Raw genomic sequence first — 26,073 nt, forward strand, 5'->3', positions numbered from 1 at the left:
TCTTGCTATTACATTCCAAAATGCACACAAAAGCCTGTTTTCAGGGTTATACTAACTTTTGTTAACCGTCTTGCAAATCAAGACTGCCCAAAGGGGAATAAATCGGCTTTTTCAAAAATGTCGATCACGCATTAGCCGCATATTTTCGTCCCTGCAAACGGCGCAAGCCACACGGGCAAACGCTGGAAGTCAACCAACGGCTGAAAAAACACTTGAAGGAGGCATTTTAATGACAACTAAAAACAGCAGTCCTCTCTATTGGACCTTGCTTTCTTATGAAAATTGGAAGGTGCATATCGGCGCAACTGAAGCAGGCTTATGTTTTGTGGGCTCGCAGAATCAGCCATACGAAGAATTGGCGACATGGACAAATAACCGCTTTCCTGGACACGGGCTGATTCAAGATGATGAAAAGCTGCAACCGTATGCAGATGAACTTGTTCGATATTTTCAAGGTCAACTTAATCAATTCACCATCCCACTCTTTTATCGCGGAACGCCTTTTCAGGAAGCTGTATGGAAGGCACTTTGTGATATCCCTTACGGTCAAACCCGGTCTTACTCGGAGATTGCTCATCAGATTCAAAAACCGGCTGCGGTTCGAGCGGTTGGTACTGCCATTGGCTCAAATCCGATTCTAATTACGGTTCCTTGCCATCGGGTTATCGGCAAGAATGGATCGCTGACGGGTTATCGCGGCGGAATGGACATGAAAACAAAACTGCTGGAACTGGAGCAAAGCACACCAATCCTTGAAAAGGAGCTGCACCATGTCTGACCAACGTATACCATCATTAGTCAATCTTAACTGGTCCGAGTTGCACCAGACACTTGACGAACAGGGCTACGCCAAACTACCATGTCTTCTTAATTCCGATGTGTGTGAAAGTCTGATGGAAGGCTATGAAGATGAATCACTTTATCGCAAAACCATCGATATGACGCGTTATCGTTTCGGAATCGGAGAGTACAAATATTATCAAACTCCCCTTCCAGATCTGTTACAACAGCTTCGTGATGGCCTGTACCCGGAGCTCGCCAAAGCGGCTAATCGCTGGCTGGAACGTTTGAATCGATCACCAGAGTATCCTGATACTCTGGCTGCCTTTCTCGATCAATGTCATCAGGCGGGGCAAACTCGTCCCACCCCGCTGATTCTTAAATATGAAGTAGGGGGCTACAATTGTCTCCATCAGGATTTGTACGGTGACATCTTCTTCCCCTTTCAAGTCGTATTTGCGCTAAACCAACGAGGCGAAGATTATACAGGCGGCGAATCTTTACTCATCGAGCAGCGGCCACGGGCGCAGAGCAGAGGTCATGTCATTATGCTGAATCAGGGTGAAGGATTAATCTTTCCAACCCAGCAGCGGCCCGTATCAGGTACACGCGGCTATTATAGGGTGACTCTGCGACATGGCGTAGGTACAATCACATCGGGAACACGTTACAGCATGGGGATTATTTTTCATGATGCGAAGTGAACGAACAACCGAATACTCGACATACAAGTTTGATTCAACAAAGAACTGCAGTCTCGCCTATTATACGTATACAAGGCATGGATCGGCAGGTGAACGAGGATGACAGTCCAGTATTTGTACAAAACACCAAAAACACTGCTGAATAAAGGAACTGGTTTTTTGTCCGGCTATAGTCATTCGTTAAATCCTTATACAGGATGTACCTTCGCCTGTTCCTATTGCTATGTGCGGCAAATGCCTGTCTCCACTTTTCGCAGCGCGGAGTGGGGAACCTGGGTAGATATTAAAAAAGAGGCTGCGGTCACATTCCAAAAGGAGTTGCGCAGAGCCAGAGTCAAGGGCCCGGTTACCATCTTCATGTCATCCAGTACGGACCCTTACCAACCAATCGAACACAAGGAGAAAGTTACGCAGTCTTTACTGGAGGTTATGGTCGACAATCCCCCGGACTTCTTGCTTGTTCAGACACGCAGCCCACTTGTCAGCAGGGACATTATGTTGCTGCAACAGCTGGGGGCCAAGGTTCGGGTAAGCATGACGGTAGAGACAGACCGGGAAGATATTCGCAAGCACTTTGCCCCCTATGCTCCTCCCATTCAGGCAAGACTTAAAACACTACAACTGCTTGCTAAATTCGGTATTCCTACACAAGTTGCCATCGCTCCCTTATTACCGAGCAGTAAGCGATTTGCAGAAATGTTGCGTCCCCTGGTTAACCGGGTATGTGTAGACGATTATTTTATGGGGGACGGCAGTGGCGGTAAACGAACGCGCAATTTGGGCTTACAAGCGTTATATAAAAATCTGGGCATGGAAGAATGGTATCATCCATCCGCCTATCAATTGGTTTATGAGCAAATGCGGCAGCACTTTTCGGAAGATGAACTTTACATCAGCCAGAAGGGTTTTGAACCCTAACGTGATCATATGTAAAATCATGTCTCCATTTATTTTCAATCCTGTGTAAAAGTAATAGATGAAGTTGAGTGAAGCCTATGGACTTCAAGAAATATATTGGCAAGACAGAACAGGTAAGAATTCCGGAGCCCCGCAATCCTTACCTGTTTTCGTTTCACCATCATGTATAAGTTTAATTTAATGACGTGAACATTGCCTAATGAAGTCTTATTGCCGCGTTAACATGTTCGCATTGTAATACTCGGTATTTTCCACCTCACGACTTTCATTCTCAAACCTACGTTTGTTACATATTTTTATTTGCGTTTCATACTACGAATAATACGCTTGGTTTCCTGGTCTACTCGGAAAGACTCCGTTATTTTCTGCAAAGCTTTGTTAAATGTATCGTTGTCCAAAGAATTAGATTTTAAGTATGTCATCGTTGGCTCAGGCATTTTGATAAAGCAAATCGATATCGCCCAAGCTACAGCCATTTTTACATAGTATGCTTCATGTTTAATACCATCCAGTTTTTTTAAAACGGCATCCAGATAGATATCGTCTACATAATAATTAAGAAGCATCACGACAGCGAAGCGAAGATCATATTCATTTGTGGATTCAAAATATGGCTGAAGAAAATCCCATACATGCTCTTTATGCTTCTGAGTAACCTTGAGACCTGCACAAAAACTATCACATACCGACCAATTGTCGATGCTTGGTATAAACGCGGCTATATGATACAAAACTTCATCAATGTCCGCCTTCAAGTAGCCAATAATCATTCCGTGCACCATAACCTCTTCAAACCACTCTGCTTGGTTTTCAATAAAATTGCCTGTCCAATTGCCCGTTGCCATTTTTTTCGCGATCTTGCGAAGCTCTGGCAATCGTACACCCAATACATTATTTATATTGGGGATCAAGGCCGCAGAAAAAGCTTGGTACCCCGGCTCTGCCAGCTCGAGTAGCTGTTCCTTCAATGTCATTTCCATGGTAGTAACTCCTTATTTACTCAAACGAAATCACCCACAAATATAGGGAAGCCACCGAACCGAATGGCGAATATTTACGCCGATACTGCTCAAATTCTACTTTTGATAAATCAGAAAGACTGTACAGTTTCATTATCCCTCTTCGGATCGCAATATCTCCCCAACTGACAACATCCCGACGTTCCATGGAATTGATAAGCAACATCTCTGCAGTCCAACGTCCAATGCCATTTAACGTTGTCAGCTGACGAATCACCTCATCATCGGGTAGATCGCGAAGCGTTTCAATATCCCATTTACCTGTCGTGAGCGTTTCGGCAATGGAATGGATACAGACCGCTTTTTTCATCGTCATCCCGCATTTCTGGATATCGTCTGCGCTGTGTCTGGTTATATTTTCAGGCGTGATTTCGCCCAATCTCTCCTGCATTCGATCCCAAACGGTATGAACGGCTTTAACGGACACCAATTGCCCCACTATTGCGTGTACAAGCGCGGGAAATAGATCGGGAATGATTTCACGTTCGACTTTCCCCAAACGATCAATGGCTCTTCCCAAGATTTCATCCTTTTGCTTTAGATAATCGATTTCGTTTTGCCCATACTCATAAAACTTGGTCACGACTCTGTTCAACCAGTTATCCTCCAATCGTGAATGATAGAACTAATGTGTCACCTATTACTATACCTAAAAAGGCTGTATTTAAGTGAAAACTCGAATGAAACAGCAAGATTAAGAACTAATTGAATTGAAACATAATAATTCCTCACAAGCATCAGTCACCGAATAATCATTCCCATTAAACCCACAAAAGTTGAAGCCTGATGACTGGCAATAATACATCCATCTAAATCCTCAACCTCGACACTTAGCTCATTAAAGTTACAGTCGCTAAGATCGACGCCCTTTAGCTTTAATCCGATCATACAAGATTGATCGATATTACAACGGGTAAAGTTTAATTTTTGAATAGTAGAACCATAATAGTCAGCGCTTTCTAAAGAACAATCTTCAAAACTTACTTGTTTAAATCTAGCGAAGCGAAAATTTGAAAAATCAGCTAAGCAGTCCAGAATACGGACATTTTGAAGTCTACTCTGAGAGAAGTTTGTACCAATTAGCTTACAATTTCTAAATTCAATACGATGAAAGAATGAACTTGGAAAATTAACATTTGAAAAATCGCAATTCTCGAAAACAATATCTGTAAGTTCGATTTGTTCCAACGATGACTCTGTAATGGTTACATTTCTAAAAATCATTTTATCCATGGAAACCTTGACAGCATCCTGGTACTCAATTGTTATATTATCAATAACTCCATTACTAATCTCATCTCTTGATTCTAATGAGTGAATAGTTCTTGTTTCGAGCAAATCAACTGGAATTTTAGGCTGCTCAATCTTAAATATCATATTGTCCTCCATCCTTCATCCGTTGATAGATCAGCTATCAAAATGATTATTGCATTTATTCTCCACTAAAACTTTTGGCCCATTCAGCAACCCTGCGACTACTTTCTTCCTCTGACAAATCTTCAATCCTAGTCATAATACTCCACCTTACTCCAAAAGGGTCCAGTATACTACCAAATCGATCACCTGAAACAAAACTTGTAACTGGTTCCCTTACTTTTGCTCCTCTTGATACTGCATTTTCAAATACCTGATCAACATTAATTACATAAATTCCTAAAGAATAACATGCATTGTCTTCATCTGGCGGCAAGACCAATTTATATGCCGGATTCGCTGCTCCCAATTGCAAAAAACCATTTCCAAAATCTAATTCTGCATGGATAATTATTTTATTGCCATTCCCATCAGGTAGTTCAGTAATATCCTTCACCCTTGCATTGAAAACAATTTTATAGAACTCAATTGCTTTAACAGGATCCTTCACGGTTATAAATGGTGTTATCGTTGTCACGCCGTTAGGTGTACCATTCTTTGTATGTTTACCTGATACGGCCGTATATTTTATGCTTTCAGTCAACTTTACTCCTGCTTTATTCATTTACAAGCTCTCCTTATTTTATCATTTATCAAGTGATACCAACGATCCATCTCGGTAATCAATGATTATCTTCATTATAAAAAAACTTCAGTGACATCTACTGTCAGTCAAGTTTTTGAAGTTGATCATATCTACTTATATTTAAATTTACTTCCGCGATCGTTTAGTTCTATCTTACCTTCATCCATATGGTCCAGCATCAGGTTCTGACTGCGAATGGACGCTGGATGGATGATTTTAACTGGATTTGTATATATAAAACCGATATATTATGTGGGAGTTAAGAGCACAGAGTGTTCGTGTTCGATATGTGTAATTGGAAGAACGCGCATGTCGAAATCTACACGTTTAGGCTCATATTATTTATATTTGGGAGGGCGTCGGCATGGACAAAAATTCTGTTTATGAAACAAATAGCTTCTATTGGGATACAAAAGGAAATGACTTTTTAAGAGCAATTGTTCTTCCGTTTTATGGCGCATTTGTCTCAGAAGAAAAATGCCAGCTTTTTGGTGATGTGTCAGGGAAAAAGATGCTGGAAATAGGTTGTGGAAACGGTCAATCCTTGCAATATCATGGGGAACGCAAAGCATCTGAACTATGGGCTGTGGATATATCAGAAAAACAAATCAAAAAGGCAGCGCAGCATTTAAAGGCATGCGGTCTTTCAGCAAAATTGATTTGTTCTCCCATGGAAGAGGAATGTGGTATGCCAGTTGATTATTTTGACTTTGTTTACTCGATTTACGCCATAGGATGGACCACCGACCTTGAGGGTACATTTCGCCGGATCGCTTCTTACCTGAAAAAAGACGGTGTATTTATTTTCAGTTGGTCTCACCCTATTCACAGATGTGTTACTGCAGAAAATAATACGCTTACTTTTAATAAATGTTACTTCGATGAATCTTGGTATTCGATATCTCTTGATGAAGGTGTGATAACCTTATCGGATCGTAAACTATCAACCTATGTGAATGCGTTGGCAAAAGCGGGATTCGTAATTGAGCAAATGATTGAGCAATCTGATGATGAAATTATGCGGGACGATAACAGCGAGTTTGCACAAAGAGCGAAAATGCTTCCTGTAACTTTTGTAATCAAAGCAAGAAAACTATAGACTATTATGACAAAAGCATCTGCCTTCTTCAATGTTCCAGTAACCTGGAACTGAGCCACTTATTCCATCTCAACTTACGTAACCACTAACGCTTTCAGAAGAAACTAAACGACCGTTCCCCGGTAGAATACTGAGAAACGGTCGCAGCATAATGATGTTTTTTATTCTTGTCTTCGTTACACTATTCATATTTCAATGCCATTTTACCGAGCAATTACTTCAAGCACATCGCCGGTTCCATCATCAATAATACGTATATTTTTGTCATCAATGAGTTGAATTGTGCCGTCCGGCTTCAACGTTTCATGCTGCTCCTTTAACCCGTGAGCAATGGTTTTACGAATCAGCCCTTGATTCTTGAATACCAACGTATACAGGTCATGTTCTCCACTCTTTCGATTAGAATATTCAATTGTGACTATAAGTAGATTCTTGTTAGTCCCCTTGAAGTTTAAGTTGAGAACATGAGTATTCAAGTTAATGTCTTTTATGCCTAACGGAATCGAAGTCTTTTGTCCCGTATAAACATTAGTAATATCTAAATCCCCTTTTCCTGCGCGAATCGTATAGTTGTATCCCATCATGCTGCCATAAAAAGTATCCGTATAATTGTTGAGTCCTGTCACGGTTACCTTGCCCGTCTTGGTGTCTTGATTGGCCACTTCCCCCTCCAAAGCAGATGCAAGGAATCTAATCGGCACATAAAGATGACTAATATACCATACAGGTTCTCTGCCCATATCCACTTCTTTACCATCAACTTCGGCAATTTTGCTTCCCATATGGACAACAATACGCTTCTGATTCCTTTTCAAAACCGCCGTCTTGTCACTTTCCATCTCCCAATGCAGACCTGCGTTGCTGCCCAGCGAGAAAAAACTTCCGTAAGTAACGCCGTCCTTAAGCAGCGTCTCAATATGGTTGATACGGCCGTCTTCCCATTGCAGTTCCAACTTCACGTACTTGGATGCTGCATTCGTTTCATGTGATCCAAGCGGAAAAAGAAATGACATGATAACTAGAATGGCAACTGCATTTTTCCAATTGTTCATTTTCATAGCAACCTCACCCACTTAATGTATTTTTCATTCTATAATAGAAACGCGTATATCTTATAAAAAGTTGCTGTTACCATAGGAGTTGGAACGCAGAATGACGATTTTCGAATTATGTTCTTTCGTGTTCTCTTATTCTTGATAATGCTATTGTGGCTGCTAATTTTCCATTATGCATTCCGTTTTTAGAAACCTCTGTTAACTTTTCTTTAGCCGGAATGTATCTATGAAAACCAATAATCTCACATGCTCTCTCTTGCACATACATATCTTCATCATCTAAATACTTTATTAATGAATCAAGATATCTTTTCGGTGTTAATGCCATGATTGAAAAAATATACTGACAACGAACATCATCATTTATTAGTTCGTTAGAACTTATCAATTTGTTCAGCTCTTCAATACAAATTGAGTCTTCAGCAAGCTCAGTATGACTAAATTCTATTTCTGAGGGATAGTCTTTCTTTAATTCATCCCAATCCAAATTAGGATGTAGTTCGAGTTTAGTTATAAATGAACTTATACTTCTAAAACTTGGTGATAAATCCGTTTCCTCATGATTGATGTAACTTATCCTGTATTTGCATGCACCTTGAAAATGTAAACCTATGTAGTTCGAATTATCATCTGTCCATAACGGAATAATATCTTGATAACCCTCCATTTCAGACATAAAATCTGCTGTCTCAATGATTTCATCAAATTCCATTAATCTTAAAAAGTATTTTTGATCCTTCTGTTGTTTGCTGTGAGTTTCTAACTCTTCAACTAATCTAATAGGTAATGTAATGCTGAATCTATTAAAAAGATCTATAAACATATTTCTGCTCCTTTGAAAAAAGATACTTTTGAGCTAACCTACTTGTTAATTGAGAAGAGGCCGCCTTATAGCAGCCTACATGTAATTCAACTATCGTGTCCCGTTAGTTGAATATTCATATCCGGTTTCTTCGTTTGGTTTTGTACAAGCTGCGTCTAGAATATAGATGCCATTCTCAATTCTTCTGCGCAATAAATTGTTTGAATCTTACAAAATACTGCTCTGATGCCTCCCAACGCCTCCAGTCCAAAAAGGACATGTCCTGCTTACCATATTGATCCGGTGGCTGATAATGCCGGGAAACATAAGTTCCGTTGTCCAGTGAATAAAAATAATACGCTCCATCAGGAGTCTTGATTTCAATCCTAGCATCTAGGTAATCTCCATCTTCGTCTATGCGGGCCTGACGGAAGGTGTAACATTTTGAGCCGTCCCAGAATCCGTCATCCTCCGCTTCTTCTATAGATAACGCCTGAATGACAGGATACTGCAAAATGTCTTGCACATCCTGTACCTCAATGTTTCGCAAATAAAGCTCAGCCATATTAACGCAGGTCAGAAACATCGTCCAGCAATCGCTAATCTCTGCTAGCACTTCTTGAGACTCTTCCGTAATGTTCTCCCACTCAGACTCCTTATCTACGGTTTTCCTCAACAAACCGATGGAATGATCTTGCTCTAGCCAAATGTAATACTGATGCCGTGTATCTTCCATATAAACGCTGAGATCCCGCTGATCCCCGTCAGCATCAATATGTTCCTGCTGAGCTTTGAAAAATACGCCTTTTTCCTGAAAATCAAAAGATGGCATGTCATTCGGCATTAAAATACACTGTGTCAATTTTAATATATTTTCCTCATTGATCGTATTATGGGTAAAATATAAATGAACAGGTTTCTCTCTCGTGCGGGTTACATTTAATTCTTTTAATGCGGAACGTCCTTCTGCAATAACGGTTGCCAGCGTGTCAAAAGAAAAGCCAGCATCCTCCTCTTCCATGTCCAGAAAAACTTCATCGATCAAAACCTCATGAATACCCACCGGGAGCTCCTGAAGTACACCGTCTCCCTCCCACACATTTACTAGGCATGCGATCGATTTCTGCCCGTCCACTTGGAATTTGTACTCATCATCCTGAACTAAAACCGCAGCGCTGAGATCACCTTTTACAATTGTTTCCCCATGATTGTAGGAACCGCACAATATTTCAGCAACCAACAGATTGCCCGACACATAAATTTCCTGACCGCCTACAGCTATATTTTTCGCGCTCAAATTACCGATTACCACAAGTCCTATGGCACCATCAGTTTCTTTATTAAAGAGATTGTCTACGGCAAAATTTCCATCAATAAAAAGGAGGATTACCTCTTTTTGTTGCGGAAAAGGCTGCTCCCAATCCAGATTAAGAGCAGGTAGTGTCAAATCCCCTTCATAATATGCGGCAAGATGTTCCTCATTAAAATCCTGATAATACTTGGCCCACCAAGAGCCTTCCGGAAACTTATCTGCAAGCTGACTAAGTGGAATGAATTGAAAAAGGGTGTCCATACCTTGTTTTCCTTTCACTAGTAAGTTTTAACTATTTTCTCATATGTAAAAATTAGGGTCAATCTCAACTTTTTATTGCTGCGCCCGTCAACCAGCCTTGCCCGTTAGCGAAACGCAGCTACCGATCTTATGCTTGCCGGATCGTAATCAGGCTTAATCAGTATTAGGGCTTAGCTTTCAGATCAGGACGCCTTAGGCGAATTATAATTCTGGTATATCGAGACATAGTCGCAGACCTGCTAACTGGCCAGGCATATTTTTTATAGGTAATTGCAGCTCGGTCAATAGCATTGCCCATTGCGAAGGATGTTGAAACGGGTAAAATCCGGCAGCGCCTCCACGAACTATTATGTCATCTTTCGCTCCTTTAATGCGGGTGAACGCGGCAATGGCAAGACCTGCTATGCCAAAATTATTGGATGCAGCATAATTGAGCCCGCTATCACCAAATTGAGTAAGACAAATGTCATCGGATAAATCTCGTGATGGAATTTCTTCTCCACATGTGAATAAATTATTTTTGAATTCCTTGGAGACATACTCCCACTCGGAGTCCCACGGCATTCTATACCCGCTTTTTTCCATAAAAGATGTCGCTTCTTGTAAGTTAACATAGGCAGGAAATGGCCCATCTTCACTATAGAAATCAGGCCTTTCTAAATCATTTGATAGATTAATATTTTCCTCCAGTACCCACTCGTAAACAGGGAAGCGGCTCATTAGGAATGGGTTTATATGAGTATTTTCATTACCATCTGATTGATGGATAAGTTGAGAAATCATGGACCAGTCGTTAGGTTCGCATATATTTCTGATGCTCTCAATATGTTGAGAGCAGGCTCCATATATAAAGTCTCCACCAAATATTAGATTTAAAGGTGTTTCATAAAGTTCATCATAAAAACATGGTATTTCTATTTCTTTACCATTACTGGGGCTTTTTAATAGATACGGTTTTGCGAGTTTGAATCTGCCTGGTAATTTCTCGATTATCGAATTGCAAATATCTCCGCGTCGTTCACGAGAAGCAGATTGCCAATTTTCCAGGCTATTGATTTCTGTAATATTGTTCATTGGATGCACCATCCTCTTCAGCGTATTTTTCTCAGCTTAAGCTGCTTATTTATCAGGACGAGTGGGATCGATTATTGAATGCGGATGATTTTCTATATAAGCGTCAAAAGCATCTATGCCTTCTTGTAAAATTATATACGCTTCTTTAGGAGTAATTGGGACAACCCACAAGACACTAATTACTTCTTCACCTATTTTTATTTCTTCTAAATCTTCACTTTCTCCTCTTAGTTCATCAATTAAAAGGGCCTTTGTAGTCCAGTTCTCTGGTGCGAGTGTGCTCTCAGTCATTACTCGTGGTACTCCCGAAGACTTTATATTTTCAATATTATGGGCAATTAAGTCGCAGAAATATGTGAATATACGATCAATGTTTTCTTGCCCCAAATCGGGTTTTAATGCTAGCATCCATTCAGTCTCAATAGGTTTTCCAGTTTTTCGAATGAAATTAGATAGGCCGACTGTTGCGAATCTTGCAGGGATATTATCATTAATTGATGGAAAATAATATATCTCAATATATACGCCAATCTCTGGTTTTGTCATTATGACTCTATATTCCGGCATAGACCATTCTTTGATATACAAATTAAGTATAATTGTTCTTCTGATGTCGAATTCCAGAATTTTTTCTCGGCATGACTCTTTATTGATTTGCACATCTATCACCTTTTTCTTTAATGGCTTTCTCCGTTTTCGTATCATGGAAACCATTTGGAGCTTTAAGTGCAAGGAAGCAGTTTATAACTCTCTCGTTGTCTCTTGTTTTTACTCCACTTGGTTCTGGTGTTCCACCCTTATGTTCTTTGAAAACTTCATTATAGCTTCCTGAGCTCTATGGATAATATCATCCACTTCGGAAAACTGACGATCCATAGATGCTAGCACCTTCAGCAAAAAAAGACCAAGACTTTGATCTCCTAGACACAATTCCGTTTCGGCGAAATATTCGATGTCTTCGAGTTTTTCTATATTTCTTTTATGATTGATGTTTTTAGGGAACTCGATGTATTGATGGAGGGTTAAGACTGCATCTTCTCCCTTCGTTTTAAAATCGTGAACAATTCCGTTGAATAGGGTGTCTTTGAATCCTTCCTTGAGCCTGCCTTTTTCATTCAATGCATCAGGATGAAATGTCGCCAAATATTTTTCGTTTCTTATGGCCTGATCATTCATGATGTAGGGTACTTTTTCTTCGTCAAGAATCTTAACGATTTCATCAATTGACTTGAACCTTAGTCTTGTAAATCTTGCCGGAGAGAATTGCTTTCGCAAAGAATCTTCATGATTTGAAAGATATGCTCTAAATGAAATTTCAGCATTTCCTTCCAAGAGTTCTTTGAAATAAGCAAGATGCCTTTCATCAACCATATCTGCCTCCTATGCTTCTTGAGCATTTGGGTGTACATTAGTGAAATCTGCAATCTGATAGCCAATTGGACCTGACGATACACCAGGTGCTCGCCATCCGAGAGATCGTGCATAGTGCCGAAGAACAGACGTTTGGGAACGGTTAATCCAGATCTCTAGCCCAACTAACCAACTCTTCATCTTCTAAATGATATGGATTTTTGTAAATATTAGAGTAATAGTATTCCGACTCCAATAAGTCTCTAATCTTATTGAAAACATGATTGGTGGCATGAAATCCATTGCTGATAGGAGCAGTGAAGGCAAGCGAGCCATTATGAAAACCATCTAAAGAGCCAGCAAGCTCTTGTTTGACTATTATTTCAGCAGCTTCTAATATTTCTTTGATAGGCTGCTCTTTGTAAATTTGAACACAAAAATTCCCACCATGCTCTATTAACTCAAAATCTCCGTTTGGATGGAGCTTTATTGTATCTCCTTTTGCAAGCCCTAGAGCTAACCCTGGAGATGCACATAATTTAAATTTTTGATCGCTTAGGTATTCTGCAGGAAGCTCTTCTAAAACTGTTCCCTCTGAATAGGTTCCAGCAAAAACCTGAATCAATGTTAATTTATCGTTCATATGTTGCTCCTCAACTGCGTCAATCTTTGCATAACATTTATTCATGTATTTTATAGTTAACGTGGCATCTTCATGTATGATCAGGGTGCTTTAACTCTCTCCACCCATGTTTGTCGAGTATGTAAATACTTTTTGAGCCAATGCATAGCAAAGTGTCACCAACGACCGAAATATCTTCGCATTCTACAATTTCATCAATCTTCTGAAGCCTGGACTTTTCTTTTGTATAATCAAGTAAAAATAATCCTTCATTCGAAGCGAAGTAGATATGATCTCTATAAAACGCCATCTTTGTTAAAATCATATCGTCATCGTAGTGGCTGACAGCTTCGAACCCGCTGGCTGCATTTCCGCGCAATATGGTTCCATTAAATCCGCATGTCCAAATGACACCGTTGGAGGCACATATTACACTCATCATAATCTCGTCAGTGAATACTTGGCAAAGCCTCCAAGAGTGCCCGTTGTAGTGATATATTCCATTCCGTCCGACTGCATATAAATCTTTGGCGGAATATCCATCGATGTCAGCAATGTCATCGCCGATATTAAATTGATTTATTGCATGGTTGGGCTTTATTATTGGAGCGGGACTTCTTAGTTCACCTGCGATATCATGCCATTGATTAGCATCACGAACATATATTTGCCCACCACCACCGCATGCGTACAAACAGCCATCAATCTCCTTCAAAGAGTTAAGATAACCATACATCGGTGCAACCTTTTTCAATCCGGCATCTACTATTTTTTCTGTGCCTTGTCCCCCAGGCCAGTAATATGAAATATCTCCGTTTTTCGAAAGTGCAGCATATTTACGTTGACTACCCAGCGCAGACTTAACAACACAAAGACATATAGTTGAAAAATAGGGGATGTCTAAGTGACGCCATTTGTTCTCAGGAGCTTGATCGTCAAAATAAAAAATCCTGGTGAACTCAGACAAGTCATCTAAATCATCCGGCTTAGATGCAAACATATAGTAATCATCTTCGATCGCAGCACACTTGTTGAACGTTATTAAAATTGCATTCATAGGTTAAAATCCGATACCATAGCGGACCTCCTTGAGTCATCTATTAAGCCAGTTTTGAGAAATCTATCGACACTTTTCTATTGGAATCTATATTTCTCCAGTCCCTCAATCACTACTCATAACCCTGTTAAGAGGCAGGTAATGGAACGACCTTAATTTTGCAGAATAAATCTGTTCTGAAGAGAGGATGACGTCATCCTCTCTTTGGATATCGATTAGCTGCCAAAACTTCTAGTCAGCTTTGCACGTATTGCGCCGATTCAAATCGATAATCTCGTTAATGCCGTATTCCTCGAATTTATCCAGTAGCGGGTCACTGCCGTGCTTCAACTTCAAATCCATTTCTTCTGAATAGAGAGGGATGATGGCATAAAAGTGTACGGCTCGCCCATCCCCCATGTCCAGCGAAAGAAAATCTTCATCCACATCAAGAGGAGGCAGCAAAATGATTCCGCTCATTTCCGTTTGCTGTGATAGCGGTTCAGCCGGATCCCCATTAGGCATCGTATGCTCCCAGCCTAGCCAAGTATCGTACTCATGGGGAAAACGAGCTAACATTTTGAGCCATTTAATAGGCCAAAAATACACGTGATTTTCTAAATCTTCTTGCGAGATCCGCCAATCCGGCGGCAAGCAGATCATCAATTCTGCGAATTCGTAGTCTTCTGCGCCTTCTGGCGTATTCATGGGCTTAAAGCTCATGCCCGTTGTAAATAACGTATAATAATTGCGTTCGGGTGTCGGTTTTATGACGTGGACATCAATATGAACGACATCCGATAGGATTTCGTGGAAAACGGAATCGATTTCTCCGATATACTGGCGCACGTGGTCTTCGATTTTCTCGCTCCATCCTTCTTCCCCGTACTCCGGTGGCTGCCAAACATGCTGCCTATCGCCATAGCGATAGATTGGGTACCCTGACTCCGAATATTCCGTCAATTTTGACACGGTCGTCTCTCCCTTGCTTCCTATATTTTCATCTAATTCATCATACCATAATGTCTATATGCAAGTAATAATTCCCAACCCCGTTCATAGGTAAGTCGTACGCCACTTTTCGTTTGCCACCCCTGATGGCAAACAGCACCTTACTAACCTGTTGCGATGTGATTTCCTTTACTGGAATAACGCTGGTCAAAGCCCCCCGAGTAATTGCCATACCTGTGCAGGTGAAGCAGAAATTTTAATAAAGGTCGTAGTTATTGCCATATTTATTACTTTCCTTTTTAGTTAACGTTAATTGGTAGAGGAGTATGAGGGGCTACTAGTTTTTGTTCGCGCATTTCTTCCCAGAATGCAGGTGGAATGATCGTGTTCAATGCAGCTTTGTCTTCTGCAATTCGCTCAGGTCGACTAGCACCAGGTATGACAGCAGCAACTGCAGGATTAGCCAGTGAAAATTGTAAAGCAGCTGCCTTGATGCTGATGTGATGACGATCTGCAATATTTCTGATTCTCGCAACTCTTGCCATAATTTCTGGTGACGCTTGTTGATATTCGAAGTGAGTTCCTCCAGCAAGAACACCTGAGCTATATGGACCACCAACGACAATATCCATATTGTGTTTGCATTACCCGCTGCAGCGAGTGCTTATGGTCTAATAAGGTGTAACGACCAGCCAGCAACGATACATCTGGTTTCGTTTCTTCCAATTCAAGCATAAGTTCAATCGGCTCTACTCGGTTTACTCCGAGTCCCCAACCCTTAATTACTCCTTCTTCACGTAAACGTGTGAGTGCACGGAATGCCCCTGTTCGGGCAATTTCAAATTGCGATAACCACTCATCACCATAAAAGTCTTGCGCGACATCATGAATATAAACAAAGTCCAGACGATCTGTTCTCAAGCGTGTCAAACTCTGCTCGATTGAGCGAAGGAGTACATCCCATGACTGGCGTTTATCTCAAAATTAAATAAGAAAATGGCCTGACAGCAGCAGGCCATTTCAAATCAAACGGGCAATGAGATCATTATATAAGCGATTCTTCTTGAATGTTGGTAAACAGGTACTTTTATTTATTCAAATAAAACCGTTTTTTTGCTCCAAACTACTTTTCTTGGCCAATTCAATCACCTTAATCGTATTCATCGCTTCAATTGCGTTTACAGGTAACGGAGCATTATGGGTGATCGCTTGATAAATGCCTTGATAGAAATTTTCATAAGAACCCGGTATCGTTTCTATTTTTTTTGTGGTGCCATGTTTTCCATTTTCAGTCGTCAACTCACCATACCACTGTTCATGGTCTTGCCCCCAACCTGGGCTTCCTGGCACGCTGCCTTGGCGAAGAGCATCTTCTTGTGAGTCCAGACCATATTTAATAAAACTCCCTTTACTGCCGTGAACTTGAAATTTCGGACCGGAACTTTTAACAATTGAACCACTGTGCAGAATGACTCGCATTTTTCCATAATTTAAAATGATATGAAAATAATCATCCACTAAAGCATCCACTCTTTGTGCAAATACATCACCAAACACACTTATTGGGTTACCAAATAAGTACAAAGCCTGATCGATTAGGTGTGCTCCTAAATCATAAAGCATGCCTGCCCCAGGTCCAACTTGTTCTCTCCATCTTTCTCTTACCTCTGGCCGATACCGGTCAAAATGCGCTTCATATAAATAAATTTCGCCCATAGCGCCGGATTCGATACATTGCTTCACGGTCAGAAAATCATTATCCCATCTCCTATTGTGAAAAACGCTTAGCAATTTGTTCTGTCCGTTAGCTATTTCGATTAGATCTTTTGCCTCTTCAGTCTGAATAACAAATGGTTTCTCTACAACAACGTGTTTCCCAGCAAGCAAGGACTGTTTGGCAAAAGAATAATGTGTAGAATTAGGAGTCGTAATGACGACTAGGTCAATTCTTTCATCCGATAGCAGATCTTCTATAGAGGATACGACCTCCATATCTGGAAACTTCCTTCTCACTTTATGAGGATCACTGGAGACAATCTTTAGAATGTCCATTCCCGCAAGAGATTGTATAAGTGGAGCGTGAAAAATCTCACCCGATAATCCATAACCTACAATACCGACATTAATCGTTTTCATTTGGTTTCCTCGCTTTCTCAGGAGCTTGTTAAGCGTCAAGTTTATTCCATTATAATTATCTTACTGAATATTAACAACAATAATTAAGTTTAATAATTATAAATACAGTTATTTAACTTATATATTTTGTATATCATGCAACTTATATGCACATCAAAATGATGATAAATTGTGTTTGCATTGAATTAGGCAGCAACAAATAATAAAATAAAGGGAGAATAATCAGCTAAGGTGGACAAGTATGAACCAAGAAGAAAGAATAAAGTCGATTCTGGACTATTTAAAATCGAATATAAAGATTAGTATGGAGGAAATTTGCTCCCTGTATGAGGTTTCTTATGATACAGCTAGACGCGATATGGTGAAAATGGAGCAAGATGGGTTAATTGTTCGAATTCGAGGCGGAGCAATGCTGCCTTCTCTTACCAAGCATATTAGTAGTTATAAAGATCGGTCAGAAAACACGGAGAATAAACGCCGAATTGCACATGTGGCAGCTTCCCTAATACAGGACGGGGACTATCTCCTTATGGATGCAGGTACTACTACGCAATATACTTCCGAATTATTAACAACCCAAAATAATGTTATTGTGACCAATTCCATCGACATTGCGGCTGTTTTGTGCGATAAACCTGAAACCATCACCCATTTGTTGGGTGGAGAATTAAATACTTGGCATCGATACGCATTCGGCCCTCGTGCAATCGAAATGCTTTCTGATATCAAAGTAGATAAATTGTTCTTAGGTACATGCGGGCTCTCACTTGAAGGCGTGTTTGCTCCTACAGTAGAAGAAGCCTATATGAAAAGAGAAATGATAAAAAGAGCAAACCAAATTATTTTGCTTGCAGATTCAAGCAAGTTTGAAAAAAGTTTATTTCACCGTGTGTGCCAATTCGATCAAATCGATTTAATAGTTACTGATACCGCGCCAGAACAACCATTTGATAAAATTTTCAAGGATTTTGGAGTTAAGGTCATGGTTGCGTCCGACTAGACTGCTATTTAATGGGAAAAGCCGCAAATATGCGGCTTTTTGTATGTTCTTGTTGTTTTAGCTAGTTAGGTAAACAAATTGTGTGTCATCATTAAAAATCAAAATTGTCAGGATCTGGACCTACACGGTGATTTTGATTCAAATCATCCATAAGTTTCATATCTTCATTTGTGAGCTCAAAGTCAAAAATAGCAGCATTTTCTACAATACGATGCTCTTTGGTTGATTTCGGAATGGTAATAATGCCATGCTGTAGATCCCAACGTAAAATAACTTGGGCTACAGATTTATTATATTTAGCAGCAATTTTAGTCAAAACTTCATTATCTAATAATTCGCCTTGCATTAATGGTGACCAAGCTTCCAGTTGGATGCCATGTTTTTCACAGAATGCTTGAAGCTCTTTTTGCGTTAAGCGTGGATGACATTCCACTTGGTTGATTACTGGTTTAATTTCTGCGTCTTTTAATAAGTTTTCAAGATGGTCAACATGAAAATTACTTACACCAATTGCTTTTACCCTTCCTTCTCTATAGAGGGTTTCTAATGCACGCCATGCTTCTTTGTATTTGCCTTCAACAGGCCAATGAATCAGATAAAGATCTAGGTAATCTAACCCCAGCTTTTTTAGGCTTGTTTCGTAAGCTGCGATTGTCGATTCATAACCCAAATCAGCATTCCATACTTTTGAAGTGACAAATACCTCCTCTCTTGAGATACCTGCTGCTTGTATTCCTTCACGAATACCTTGACCTACTCCTTCTTCGTTTCCATAAATCGCTGCGGTATCAATGCTGCGGTAACCATGCTTGATGGCTACTTTAACGGCGTTAACCAACTCTGGACCCTCTTCCACTTTAAACACTCCGAGTCCAAATCCCGGCATTTTTACACCATTGTGGAGAGTCACTGTATCTTGCAAATTCTTTATCATTAAAAATTCCTCCTAAATTAAATAATCTAACTGAACCGTTGATTTTAAAAAGTTTGTTTAACCTTACCGGCAAAATATATTATGTTATACGACAACCTAAAATAAAAGTACGTACTTTTTTGTGCTATAGGTACTTAAAAGTGCCTTTTGCCTTTCCAAGCATACTTCCATTCAGACCAAATTAACTTCATGAGGTACTAACAGCGCTAACCATTCGAATGAGTCTCTATAATAAGCAAAAAAAACCGCTTAGCCATCCTGGCTAAACGGTCCATTATGCTACATCTGGATCGACTCTATCATCTCCACTACAGGCTTCTGCCACGAGTCCTTCTCATCGACTGGAGCGCTAAAGCTAATTTCAAGTAGTGCTCCATCTAATTCCGCCCAACCAAGGAGTCGATAAGTGTCACCCTTCTGGGATGGCATGATGACTTCAATGACTGCAATGTGCTTCCTATGTACGAGCATCGTCTCATTCTTCAACCATTCTAACTTTTCTCCTTCACTGTCATGTTCCAAAATCGCCTTCATCTTCAATCGTGCCCCATCGATTCCGGCATCGGTTACCGGTTGCTCTGGATCATGTCGCAGCTCAAGCTTCACTTTCTTATGGTTATCCGTATAGACAAACTTCGAGTTCGATGTCTCATTCGATTCCAGCTCTAATCCCTGCGGGAGCTTCAGTGACATCAAATTGGAGAACACTTTGCTCATTCCTAGCTCAACAGACTCATTTACCTTATTAATTTTTTGTTCTAGTTCCTGCTGCTCATGCTGTACAGTCAATGCGATCTCCTTGCCCACACCCGCCTCTCGCTCTTGAGTACCTTGGAGCATACTGCAAGCAGAGATGATTGCCACTACGATCGTTAACAATGATACAGCCAGCCATTTTTTCATCACTATTCCTTCCTTATCTCTTCAAATTTTCCAACTACTCATTTAAATAGATTGTCACACGATTTGCGACCAAATCCGCAACCTCTTGCGCCGATTTCTGTCCACTGAAGTAAGCTTTTGCTTCTTCTTCAATAATGGTTTGAATCTTCGAATTATTCTGTTGCGGCGTGATTGCCTGGGCAAGCATCTGCTTGATTATACTGATGTCCGCCTTCTGAACTGGGATCGTGGATCCCATTGGCGACTCAATAGCGCCTTTGTCCTCAAGATCCTTAAACGTCTTCTCGTTTACTTTTTTATTGACCGAGAACCCTTGTAGACCAGGCATCATCTGGCCCTCCTCGGACAATAAGAACTTCATGAATTCCCATGCTTCCGCCTGCACATTCGAATTCCTATTCATTCCTAAGTTCTTATGCATCACGAATGTACCTCCAACCTGCTGCCCAGCAGCGAGCGGCTTATGATAGATCTTCCCTTGCTCGTAGAACATCGCTGGCCCTACGAAATAATCTTCAGGCGACAGGATTAGAGCAGGTGCAAAGAAATAATCACCTGCGTTGACTTCTGCATCTGTAACCACCTTATTCGCATACATCATCTTCACCTGCTCCATCAATCCAACAAATACACTGGCATCGAAGCTCACAGGGCGCTTCTCTTCATGGACAATGCGAGTATAGTTATCAACGAACAGGTTATTCAGCATCTGCTCAGGCGGCGTATTCCCCATCGAATACGTATGCCCGCCTGATGCCGCCAGACGAGTGCCTACCGATGTAAACTCCCCCCATGTCCATGTGCTGTCATCAAATTTCACACCGGATTGCTCTATGGCCTTTGCATCCCCCATAAGACTGTCTAAGGAAAACCGCAAAGGCAGTGAATAGAGTCCACCCCTCATCTTAGCCCCATCCAAAATGTTCATCTCATACAACGTGGAATCAAAAGCAGGGTCCTGCTTCATCAACTCACTCAAGTTAACAAGCGCTTCTTTGTCTACGTATTTCCAGACCGGAAGACCGCTCACATCCAGAGCGATCAAATCAGCTCCTTTACCGGACAATAGCTCTGTATTCGTGGTATTCACATATTTTTCGAGATCCCCTTCTTGATTGGAGCCTTCCCCTTGGCTGTATTCCTTGATTTGAATATCCACATCGGGATGTTTCTCTTCATACCTCTTCTCTGCCTGGGAATACACAGGGTCCTTTTGGAATACGGATAAGACAACCATTTTCTTGCCGTCTTGTCCTTCCTGTCCTTCTTCCTTCACCTTACTGAACTGTCCACCAGTACATGCGGTCAATGCCATCGTTAATCCAACGATTAAACTGAGTACACCTCTTTTTTTCATCGTTAACCTTTCCTCTCCATTCTCCATGCGATCGATGCGGCTCATGCGCATTAGAAGACACTAACGCGTTGGCCTTCTGTAAGCGGCTCGCTGCTTTCCACAATGATGCTATCTTTCATGTAAACTCCTTGTAACACCATCGTTTCTTGACCATTCGTTCCCCCTAATTGGACGGGGGACTTCCGAACGACGTAAGTATTGCCTAACGGCCCTTTACGCTCTTCGATGACTAGCACATACTTGTCTTTCCCCTGCTGATGGATCGCTTGGTTCGATATGAGCATGCCACCTGCGGGCTTCTCCGATTGTGTCAGTTCTACGCTTACGAGTTCATTCGCTTGAACATTTGGATATTGGACCTTCACCACGACCCGTTGACTTGAAACCGTCTGAGACCCCCCACCTCCAGATCCTTCTTGTAAGGCAGTACCTGTTCCTGACCCCGCCACCTGACGAATATCGGTAATGATCCCTTCAATCGGGACTTTGGCCCCTTTGTGTTCAACTTGAACGTTCAACTTCTCCTCCGTCCGCAGTTTTAGGCCCATCGTATCCGGAATGACCATTTCAAATTGATAGCCTTGCTGCCTACTCGCTAAGCTGATATCAGGACCTCCGCTCCCAGAAGGCAGTAGTTCCGTGGCAAGTATCTGGGTCACAACGCCGTCAAATGGCGCGATGATGCGTCTGCGTTCACTCGCCTCTGACTGCATCGTGTTCACTTTTCGCTCCTGGACTCCCAAGGCGATTTGGGCGCGTTCTAACTCCCGGTTCGTGCGGCGAGCCTGCATCTCGTCGTTATTTTGCATGGCTTCAATATAAGCATCATGCAAGTCAACGAGTGCAAGCCGCTGCTGTGCAATGTCCGCCTGAACGTCAAGGATAGCCTGTGCAGCTGCAGAATTTTTATATGTGATTAGCGTCTGGCCCTTAGCTACACGATCCCCTTCTTTCACATAAATCTTCTGAATAGACCATTCTGCCGTATTCGATAAATTGATCTGTTGCCGAGGCAGCAGCCGAGCAGTACCACGCCACTCAGTTACTAACGCGCCTTGCCTCCCTACCTCTGTTTGTACCTTCGGCAGATTTATCGTCAGCAAAGTATTGCTCGATAGGGTAAGGAAAAGAAGCAAACCGCTGAATACCCCGGTGAACCACACTATTTTTCGTTTTTTTCTTGCATCCAGCGCTTCTGGGAACTCTGTAGCCATCCTACTCCTCCTCTCATAGCTACCCTTTAATCCCCGACATTTGAACACCTTCGATAAAATAAGACTCCGCATATAAGAACAGCAGAACCATCGGTGTCATATAAATCAGCGATGCAGCAAAACCAATGCCTTGGGCTTCCTTATGGATTCTGGATAAATAGAGCGATAATGGCTGCTTAAAGGCATCCTCCAAGAAGATCAAAGGCTGCTCGACCATATTCCAATGTTCAACGAACAACAACACGATTAACGCCGCAATTCCCGGCTTCATCAAAGGCAGCATAATGCGAAAAAAAATGTAGTAATGTCCAGCGCCATCCATCTGCGCTGCTTCAACCAACGCATAGGGAATCGAAAGCATAAATTGTCTCAGCATAAACACACCGAATGCCGCGAATATTCCTGGCAAAATAATCGCGCTTGCTGTATTCATCAACCCCAACTTATCAGCAATAATATAATTCGGAACCAGGGTCACTTGAAAAGGCATCAGCATCGTCATCAGATACACCCGAAACCAGCCTTCTCTCCCCTTGAACCGAAGCTTGGCAAAAGCGTACGCTGCCAGTGCACTTACAACCGTCTGTCCCGCAATGATCGCCATGACCATCGTGACGGAATTCCAGAACATGAATAAATACGTCGGCGTCTCTAACAGGACTTTTCCGTACTGTTCGAAGGACAGCCAATCCGGGATGAGCTTCAGATTTACGAATGCAGCAGTCTCCCCTTGCGTAACGACTGGCATTTTACCCACCAGACCGTAATTGCCGCGAATTTCATGCTCCGTCATAAAAGAATTTGTGAATGTAATCACAATAGGTATTAGCATCAGAAGCCCGATGCATGCCATCACCAGGGTGACTGATAGGTTCCGAATGAAACCCTTCTTCTTCATTCTACCTCCCGTATCATTCCATAAATTGTGTATATCGCTTTTCTAATCGAAGCAGCATTGTTACGATGATAAAGATAACGATTACCATCATTGTCGCAGCTGCAGACAGCTTCTGCACATCCATCGCGAAGAACATATTGTTCATATAATGTTGAAGTGTATAGATGCTGTCATGCGGGTAGTCTCCTGCGATTAGGTACGTTTCTCGGAAAATTTTGAATGTATTCATAATCGACATCAGGATGACGAAGACCATCGTTGGCGTTAAATAGACGAGTGTAATCCCGTAACATTGGCGCCACTTGCCCGCCCCCTCCAAATCAGCCGTCTCATAGTAATCCCGCGGAATGCTTTGCAGCCCTGCAAGGAATAAAATGATGTTGTAGCCGATATGCTTCCATAGGTAAAAAATAGTGATCACACTTCTTGCCCAGACCGATTTCATCCAATCTACTTGTTCAAGCCCGGCAGCATACAGCCAAGCATTAAGTGATCGATTCCAATCAAAAAGCACTTGCCACACCATCACGATGGATGCCACCGGTACGACCAGTGGCAGGACATAAGCCATCCTTAGAAATTGCCGCAAATAGAGATTCCTGTTCAGTACGAGTGCGATCCCTAGTGACAAAAGAAGCATTAGAGGGACATTCACGGTCGTGAACCAGAACGTATTCGAGGCGGCTTTGCGAAAAGAATCACTGCTCAGCAGCTCCTGATAATTCGAGAGTCCAACAAATGAACCGCCAACCGTTCGGTCCAACACGGAGTAGACAAGTCCCATTCCAAACGGAATGAGATAGAATAGAGCAAAACCGATCGCACTTGGCAGCAAGAATGTTACAGCAACTAGCCCTTCTCTTCGGCGGAGAAAATTCCGCTTCATGACTCCTCCGAATCATAAAATGCAACACTTATATTACCTTCTTGAAGGTTTACTTGGAACATTGCCTTGCCATCCGCTGCACGTTTGTAAATGACAATAGATTGATCTATTCCTTGTGCTTCATTCGCATGGCCGACTGCCACTTCCGGCTGATAACCATCGATTCGAAGATCCAGTTGTTTCAAGAATACATTCGCCATCGCGATCGTTTCCGATGGTTGTAATTTCGAAGGAAGCGGGGCTGATGGCTTTGTACCTATTGCTTGAACAAAATGTAACTGCCCTGTTTCCGCATCGACATTGGCTACAACCTCTTGATGCGGCTCTTCGAATGTCTTTCCTTTCTCCATCAATATGAGATTCAATTGATGAATCCGCTTACCTCCATTGATCCCCTTGGTAATTTGTGCGCTTGCAATATCGAAGTCCTTCGTCTCAGGAAATCCACGATAGATGCGAGCAAGCAAGTCTTGTACCGTCTTATGCTCGCTAATCTCATCCGCATATAGATTGGTCGTGACATAATCCGAATCCTCATCTTTGGTGACGAAGCTGCGCACATCCTCCGTTCCGGATAGATTGAGCATGGCACGAATCTGTGCCGCTACGGCAGGCGCAGTATGAATGACAACGGGTGTGAGAAGGATAACCGCAAGTACACATGCCACCATGCGAACTTTTACAGTTGATTTTGCTTTATTTTTTTCATTGCGATACCGTGCGTAAGAAGTTTCTAGAATGCGCTCTTGCATTTCAGCTGGAGTTTCCATTGCCTCCGCACAATCCTGTAGCTTATCGCGCAGCTGTTGTTCAATGGACATATAGTTCTTGCTCCTTTGCTGATTCAAAGTTTGGGCTAATCTTGCGAAGCTTCCCCAGTGCAGCATGATGTCTAGATTTGACCGTGCCTACGGGAATGTCCAATAATTCAGCGATTTCATCGAAGGTATATTCGTGATAATAGCGTAGAATAATTACCGTACAAAGTTTGTAGGATAACTGATGAACGATGGTCAGCATCTCCTGATGGGTCTCGGCCTTCAGAACCTTATGATCGGAGAACATATGCTCTTCCACCTCCAAGAGCCGCTTCTTCTCGAAGATGCGGAATCTCCTCCAGCTTTTGGTTCGCCACTTCTGTATTTGCTTCAGCGCGATGCCATGCATCCAAAATCGAAAGGGACGATTCGCATCGTAATTGTCGATCGAGCGCCACAGCTGAAAATAAATTTCGTTTATAACATCTTCTATTTCATTTTTTTCCGTCATCAGAAAGGCAACAGAGCGGTAGATTTCGGGGAATGACCATTCATAGATCACCTGAAACGCAGACGAATCCCCATCCTTCATCCGTCCAATCCAATACTCAATATCAATATCTTTCATGAAAAAAGGGCCCTCCTAAGTAAGCTTACACTCTATATTGCCACGATCATTCGAAAAGGTTCGATAGATGCCCTAAAAAATTATGGATAAATTATTTCATTTGGATGCAACTCGCTTTTACTTCATCAAATTGAACACATTTATATATCAAAAGTACATACATTTATCGATTTTTAAAATAGTGCTTCATAGCTTTTTTAGCTTTTGACAGACTAGATAGCCTAGCTACCTGCCAATTAGAAGCCTGCTTGTTATGATGTTAAATAATTATAGTGTTATATAAGATAACCGTTAGTTCTTCGGATTCCAGCGGACTGATAATTTGGCAAAATACACACCATATATACTTCAAGCAACCACGCTCTCTGAAATAACAC

28 protein-coding genes and 1 pseudogene are annotated in these 26,073 nt (G+C 41.6%); 6 read left to right on the forward strand and 23 right to left on the reverse strand.

The window, feature by feature from the left end:
- Positions 1 to 101 precede the first annotated feature (101 nt).
- The 4 genes from QP775_RS04400 (at position 102) to QP775_RS04415 (ending at position 2,402) form a co-directional block, all read left to right on the forward strand.
- Positions 102 to 230, forward strand: a complete 129-nt coding sequence (locus QP775_RS04400; RefSeq protein WP_483312001.1) for an Ada metal-binding domain-containing protein — start codon at positions 102 to 104, stop codon at positions 228 to 230.
- Positions 230 to 778, forward strand: coding sequence for a methylated-DNA--[protein]-cysteine S-methyltransferase (locus tag QP775_RS04405; RefSeq protein WP_285103921.1), 549 nt, complete (start codon positions 230 to 232; stop codon positions 776 to 778). The genes QP775_RS04400 and QP775_RS04405 overlap by 1 nt, the downstream gene beginning before the upstream one ends.
- Positions 771 to 1,484: a 2OG-Fe(II) oxygenase gene (locus QP775_RS04410; protein WP_285103923.1), complete on the forward strand. Its 714-nt coding sequence runs from the start codon at positions 771 to 773 to the stop codon at positions 1,482 to 1,484. The genes QP775_RS04405 and QP775_RS04410 overlap by 8 nt, the downstream gene beginning before the upstream one ends.
- Positions 1,485 to 1,583: 99 nt before the next feature.
- Entirely contained in the window at positions 1,584 to 2,402 is an 819-nt protein-coding gene (locus QP775_RS04415) for an SPL family radical SAM protein (RefSeq protein ID WP_285103925.1), read from the forward strand.
- 296 nt (positions 2,403 to 2,698) lie between these two features.
- Here the strand turns inward: QP775_RS04415 and QP775_RS04420 are convergent, their stop codons facing one another.
- The 4 genes from QP775_RS04420 to QP775_RS04435 all read right to left on the reverse strand — a co-directional run bounded on the left by QP775_RS04420 (position 2,699) and on the right by QP775_RS04435 (position 5,378).
- Positions 2,699 to 3,382, reverse strand: a complete 684-nt coding sequence (locus tag QP775_RS04420) for a DNA alkylation repair protein (protein ID WP_285103927.1) — start codon at positions 3,380 to 3,382, stop codon at positions 2,699 to 2,701.
- Between the two features lie 16 nt (positions 3,383 to 3,398).
- Positions 3,399 to 4,016, reverse strand: coding sequence for a DNA-3-methyladenine glycosylase family protein (locus tag QP775_RS04425; RefSeq protein ID WP_285103929.1), 618 nt, complete (start codon positions 4,014 to 4,016; stop codon positions 3,399 to 3,401).
- A gap of 146 nt (positions 4,017 to 4,162) precedes the next feature.
- The gene (locus tag QP775_RS04430; RefSeq protein WP_285103931.1) at positions 4,163 to 4,798 is read right to left on the reverse strand and encodes a pentapeptide repeat-containing protein; all 636 of its coding nucleotides are present in this window, start codon (positions 4,796 to 4,798) and stop codon (positions 4,163 to 4,165) included.
- Positions 4,799 to 4,853: 55 nt separating this feature from the next.
- Positions 4,854 to 5,378, reverse strand: a complete 525-nt coding sequence (locus tag QP775_RS04435; RefSeq protein WP_239331366.1) for a VOC family protein — start codon at positions 5,376 to 5,378, stop codon at positions 4,854 to 4,856.
- A gap of 406 nt (positions 5,379 to 5,784) precedes the next feature.
- Here QP775_RS04435 and QP775_RS04440 point away from each other — a divergent pair, with 406 nt between their 5' ends.
- Positions 5,785 to 6,519, forward strand: a complete 735-nt coding sequence (locus tag QP775_RS04440) for a class I SAM-dependent methyltransferase (protein WP_285103933.1) — start codon at positions 5,785 to 5,787, stop codon at positions 6,517 to 6,519.
- Between the two features lie 203 nt (positions 6,520 to 6,722).
- Here the strand turns inward: QP775_RS04440 and QP775_RS04445 are convergent, their stop codons facing one another.
- From QP775_RS04445 to QP775_RS04495, 11 genes and pseudogenes are all read right to left on the reverse strand, one after another.
- Positions 6,723 to 7,571 (reverse strand): stalk domain-containing protein, encoded by an 849-nt coding sequence (locus QP775_RS04445; protein WP_285103935.1) that lies wholly within the window; start codon positions 7,569 to 7,571, stop codon positions 6,723 to 6,725.
- A gap of 115 nt (positions 7,572 to 7,686) precedes the next feature.
- Positions 7,687 to 8,397 (reverse strand): HEAT repeat domain-containing protein, encoded by a 711-nt coding sequence (locus QP775_RS04450; protein ID WP_285103937.1) that lies wholly within the window; start codon positions 8,395 to 8,397, stop codon positions 7,687 to 7,689.
- 175 nt (positions 8,398 to 8,572) lie between these two features.
- On the reverse strand, positions 8,573 to 9,949 hold the full coding sequence (locus tag QP775_RS04455) for a hypothetical protein (protein WP_285103939.1): 1,377 nt from the start codon (positions 9,947 to 9,949) through the stop codon (positions 8,573 to 8,575).
- 201 nt (positions 9,950 to 10,150) lie between these two features.
- Complete coding sequence (locus QP775_RS04460) at positions 10,151 to 11,023, reverse strand: hypothetical protein (protein WP_285103941.1); 873 nt, start codon at positions 11,021 to 11,023, stop codon at positions 10,151 to 10,153.
- A 45-nt stretch (positions 11,024 to 11,068) separates the two neighbouring features.
- A complete protein-coding gene (locus QP775_RS04465) occupies positions 11,069 to 11,569 on the reverse strand; it encodes a suppressor of fused domain protein (protein WP_285103943.1) in 501 nt (166 codons plus the stop codon).
- Between the two features lie 222 nt (positions 11,570 to 11,791).
- Positions 11,792 to 12,394, reverse strand: coding sequence for a hypothetical protein (locus tag QP775_RS04470; RefSeq protein WP_285103945.1), 603 nt, complete (start codon positions 12,392 to 12,394; stop codon positions 11,792 to 11,794).
- 142 nt (positions 12,395 to 12,536) lie between these two features.
- Positions 12,537 to 13,016, reverse strand: a complete 480-nt coding sequence (locus QP775_RS04475; protein WP_285103946.1) for a DUF4265 domain-containing protein — start codon at positions 13,014 to 13,016, stop codon at positions 12,537 to 12,539.
- 70 nt (positions 13,017 to 13,086) lie between these two features.
- Positions 13,087 to 14,052: a hypothetical protein gene (locus QP775_RS04480; protein ID WP_285103948.1), complete on the reverse strand. Its 966-nt coding sequence runs from the start codon at positions 14,050 to 14,052 to the stop codon at positions 13,087 to 13,089.
- Between the two features lie 231 nt (positions 14,053 to 14,283).
- On the reverse strand, positions 14,284 to 15,003 hold the full coding sequence (locus QP775_RS04485) for a suppressor of fused domain protein (RefSeq protein ID WP_285103950.1): 720 nt from the start codon (positions 15,001 to 15,003) through the stop codon (positions 14,284 to 14,286).
- Positions 15,004 to 15,281: 278 nt separating this feature from the next.
- Positions 15,282 to 15,948 (reverse strand): annotated as a pseudogene (locus tag QP775_RS04490) (aldo/keto reductase); the annotation flags it as partial.
- Positions 15,949 to 16,077: 129 nt separating this feature from the next.
- Positions 16,078 to 17,118, reverse strand: coding sequence for an oxidoreductase (locus tag QP775_RS04495; protein WP_285103952.1), 1,041 nt, complete (start codon positions 17,116 to 17,118; stop codon positions 16,078 to 16,080).
- 241 nt (positions 17,119 to 17,359) lie between these two features.
- Between QP775_RS04495 and QP775_RS04500 the strand changes: the two genes are divergently transcribed.
- Positions 17,360 to 18,118: a DeoR/GlpR family DNA-binding transcription regulator gene (locus QP775_RS04500; RefSeq protein WP_285103954.1), complete on the forward strand. Its 759-nt coding sequence runs from the start codon at positions 17,360 to 17,362 to the stop codon at positions 18,116 to 18,118.
- Between the two features lie 91 nt (positions 18,119 to 18,209).
- Here the strand turns inward: QP775_RS04500 and QP775_RS04505 are convergent, their stop codons facing one another.
- The 8 genes from QP775_RS04505 to QP775_RS04540 all read right to left on the reverse strand — a co-directional run bounded on the left by QP775_RS04505 (position 18,210) and on the right by QP775_RS04540 (position 25,696).
- Positions 18,210 to 19,052 (reverse strand): aldo/keto reductase, encoded by an 843-nt coding sequence (locus QP775_RS04505; protein WP_285103956.1) that lies wholly within the window; start codon positions 19,050 to 19,052, stop codon positions 18,210 to 18,212.
- 279 nt (positions 19,053 to 19,331) lie between these two features.
- The gene (locus QP775_RS04510) at positions 19,332 to 19,955 is read right to left on the reverse strand and encodes a hypothetical protein (protein WP_285103958.1); all 624 of its coding nucleotides are present in this window, start codon (positions 19,953 to 19,955) and stop codon (positions 19,332 to 19,334) included.
- Positions 19,956 to 19,989: 34 nt separating this feature from the next.
- Positions 19,990 to 21,357, reverse strand: coding sequence for an ABC transporter substrate-binding protein (locus QP775_RS04515; RefSeq protein ID WP_285103960.1), 1,368 nt, complete (start codon positions 21,355 to 21,357; stop codon positions 19,990 to 19,992).
- Between the two features lie 5 nt (positions 21,358 to 21,362).
- Positions 21,363 to 22,526: an efflux RND transporter periplasmic adaptor subunit gene (locus QP775_RS04520; protein ID WP_285103961.1), complete on the reverse strand. Its 1,164-nt coding sequence runs from the start codon at positions 22,524 to 22,526 to the stop codon at positions 21,363 to 21,365.
- 19 nt (positions 22,527 to 22,545) lie between these two features.
- Positions 22,546 to 23,424 carry a carbohydrate ABC transporter permease gene (locus QP775_RS04525; RefSeq protein ID WP_285103963.1) on the reverse strand — a complete coding sequence of 293 codons (879 nt, stop codon included), beginning with the start codon at positions 23,422 to 23,424 and terminating at the stop codon, positions 22,546 to 22,548.
- Between the two features lie 13 nt (positions 23,425 to 23,437).
- Complete coding sequence (locus tag QP775_RS04530) at positions 23,438 to 24,310, reverse strand: carbohydrate ABC transporter permease (protein WP_285103965.1); 873 nt, start codon at positions 24,308 to 24,310, stop codon at positions 23,438 to 23,440.
- Positions 24,307 to 25,131, reverse strand: coding sequence for a hypothetical protein (locus QP775_RS04535; protein WP_285103967.1), 825 nt, complete (start codon positions 25,129 to 25,131; stop codon positions 24,307 to 24,309). The genes QP775_RS04530 and QP775_RS04535 overlap by 4 nt, the downstream gene beginning before the upstream one ends.
- A complete protein-coding gene (locus tag QP775_RS04540) occupies positions 25,121 to 25,696 on the reverse strand; it encodes a sigma-70 family RNA polymerase sigma factor (protein WP_285103969.1) in 576 nt (191 codons plus the stop codon). Before QP775_RS04540 ends, QP775_RS04535 begins: the two co-directional genes overlap by 11 nt.
- Positions 25,697 to 26,073 lie beyond the last annotated feature (377 nt).

It is taken from the genome of Paenibacillus sp. UMB4589-SE434 (genome assembly GCF_030226685.1).
Classification (GTDB): Bacteria; Bacillota; Bacilli; order Paenibacillales; family Paenibacillaceae; genus Paenibacillus_B.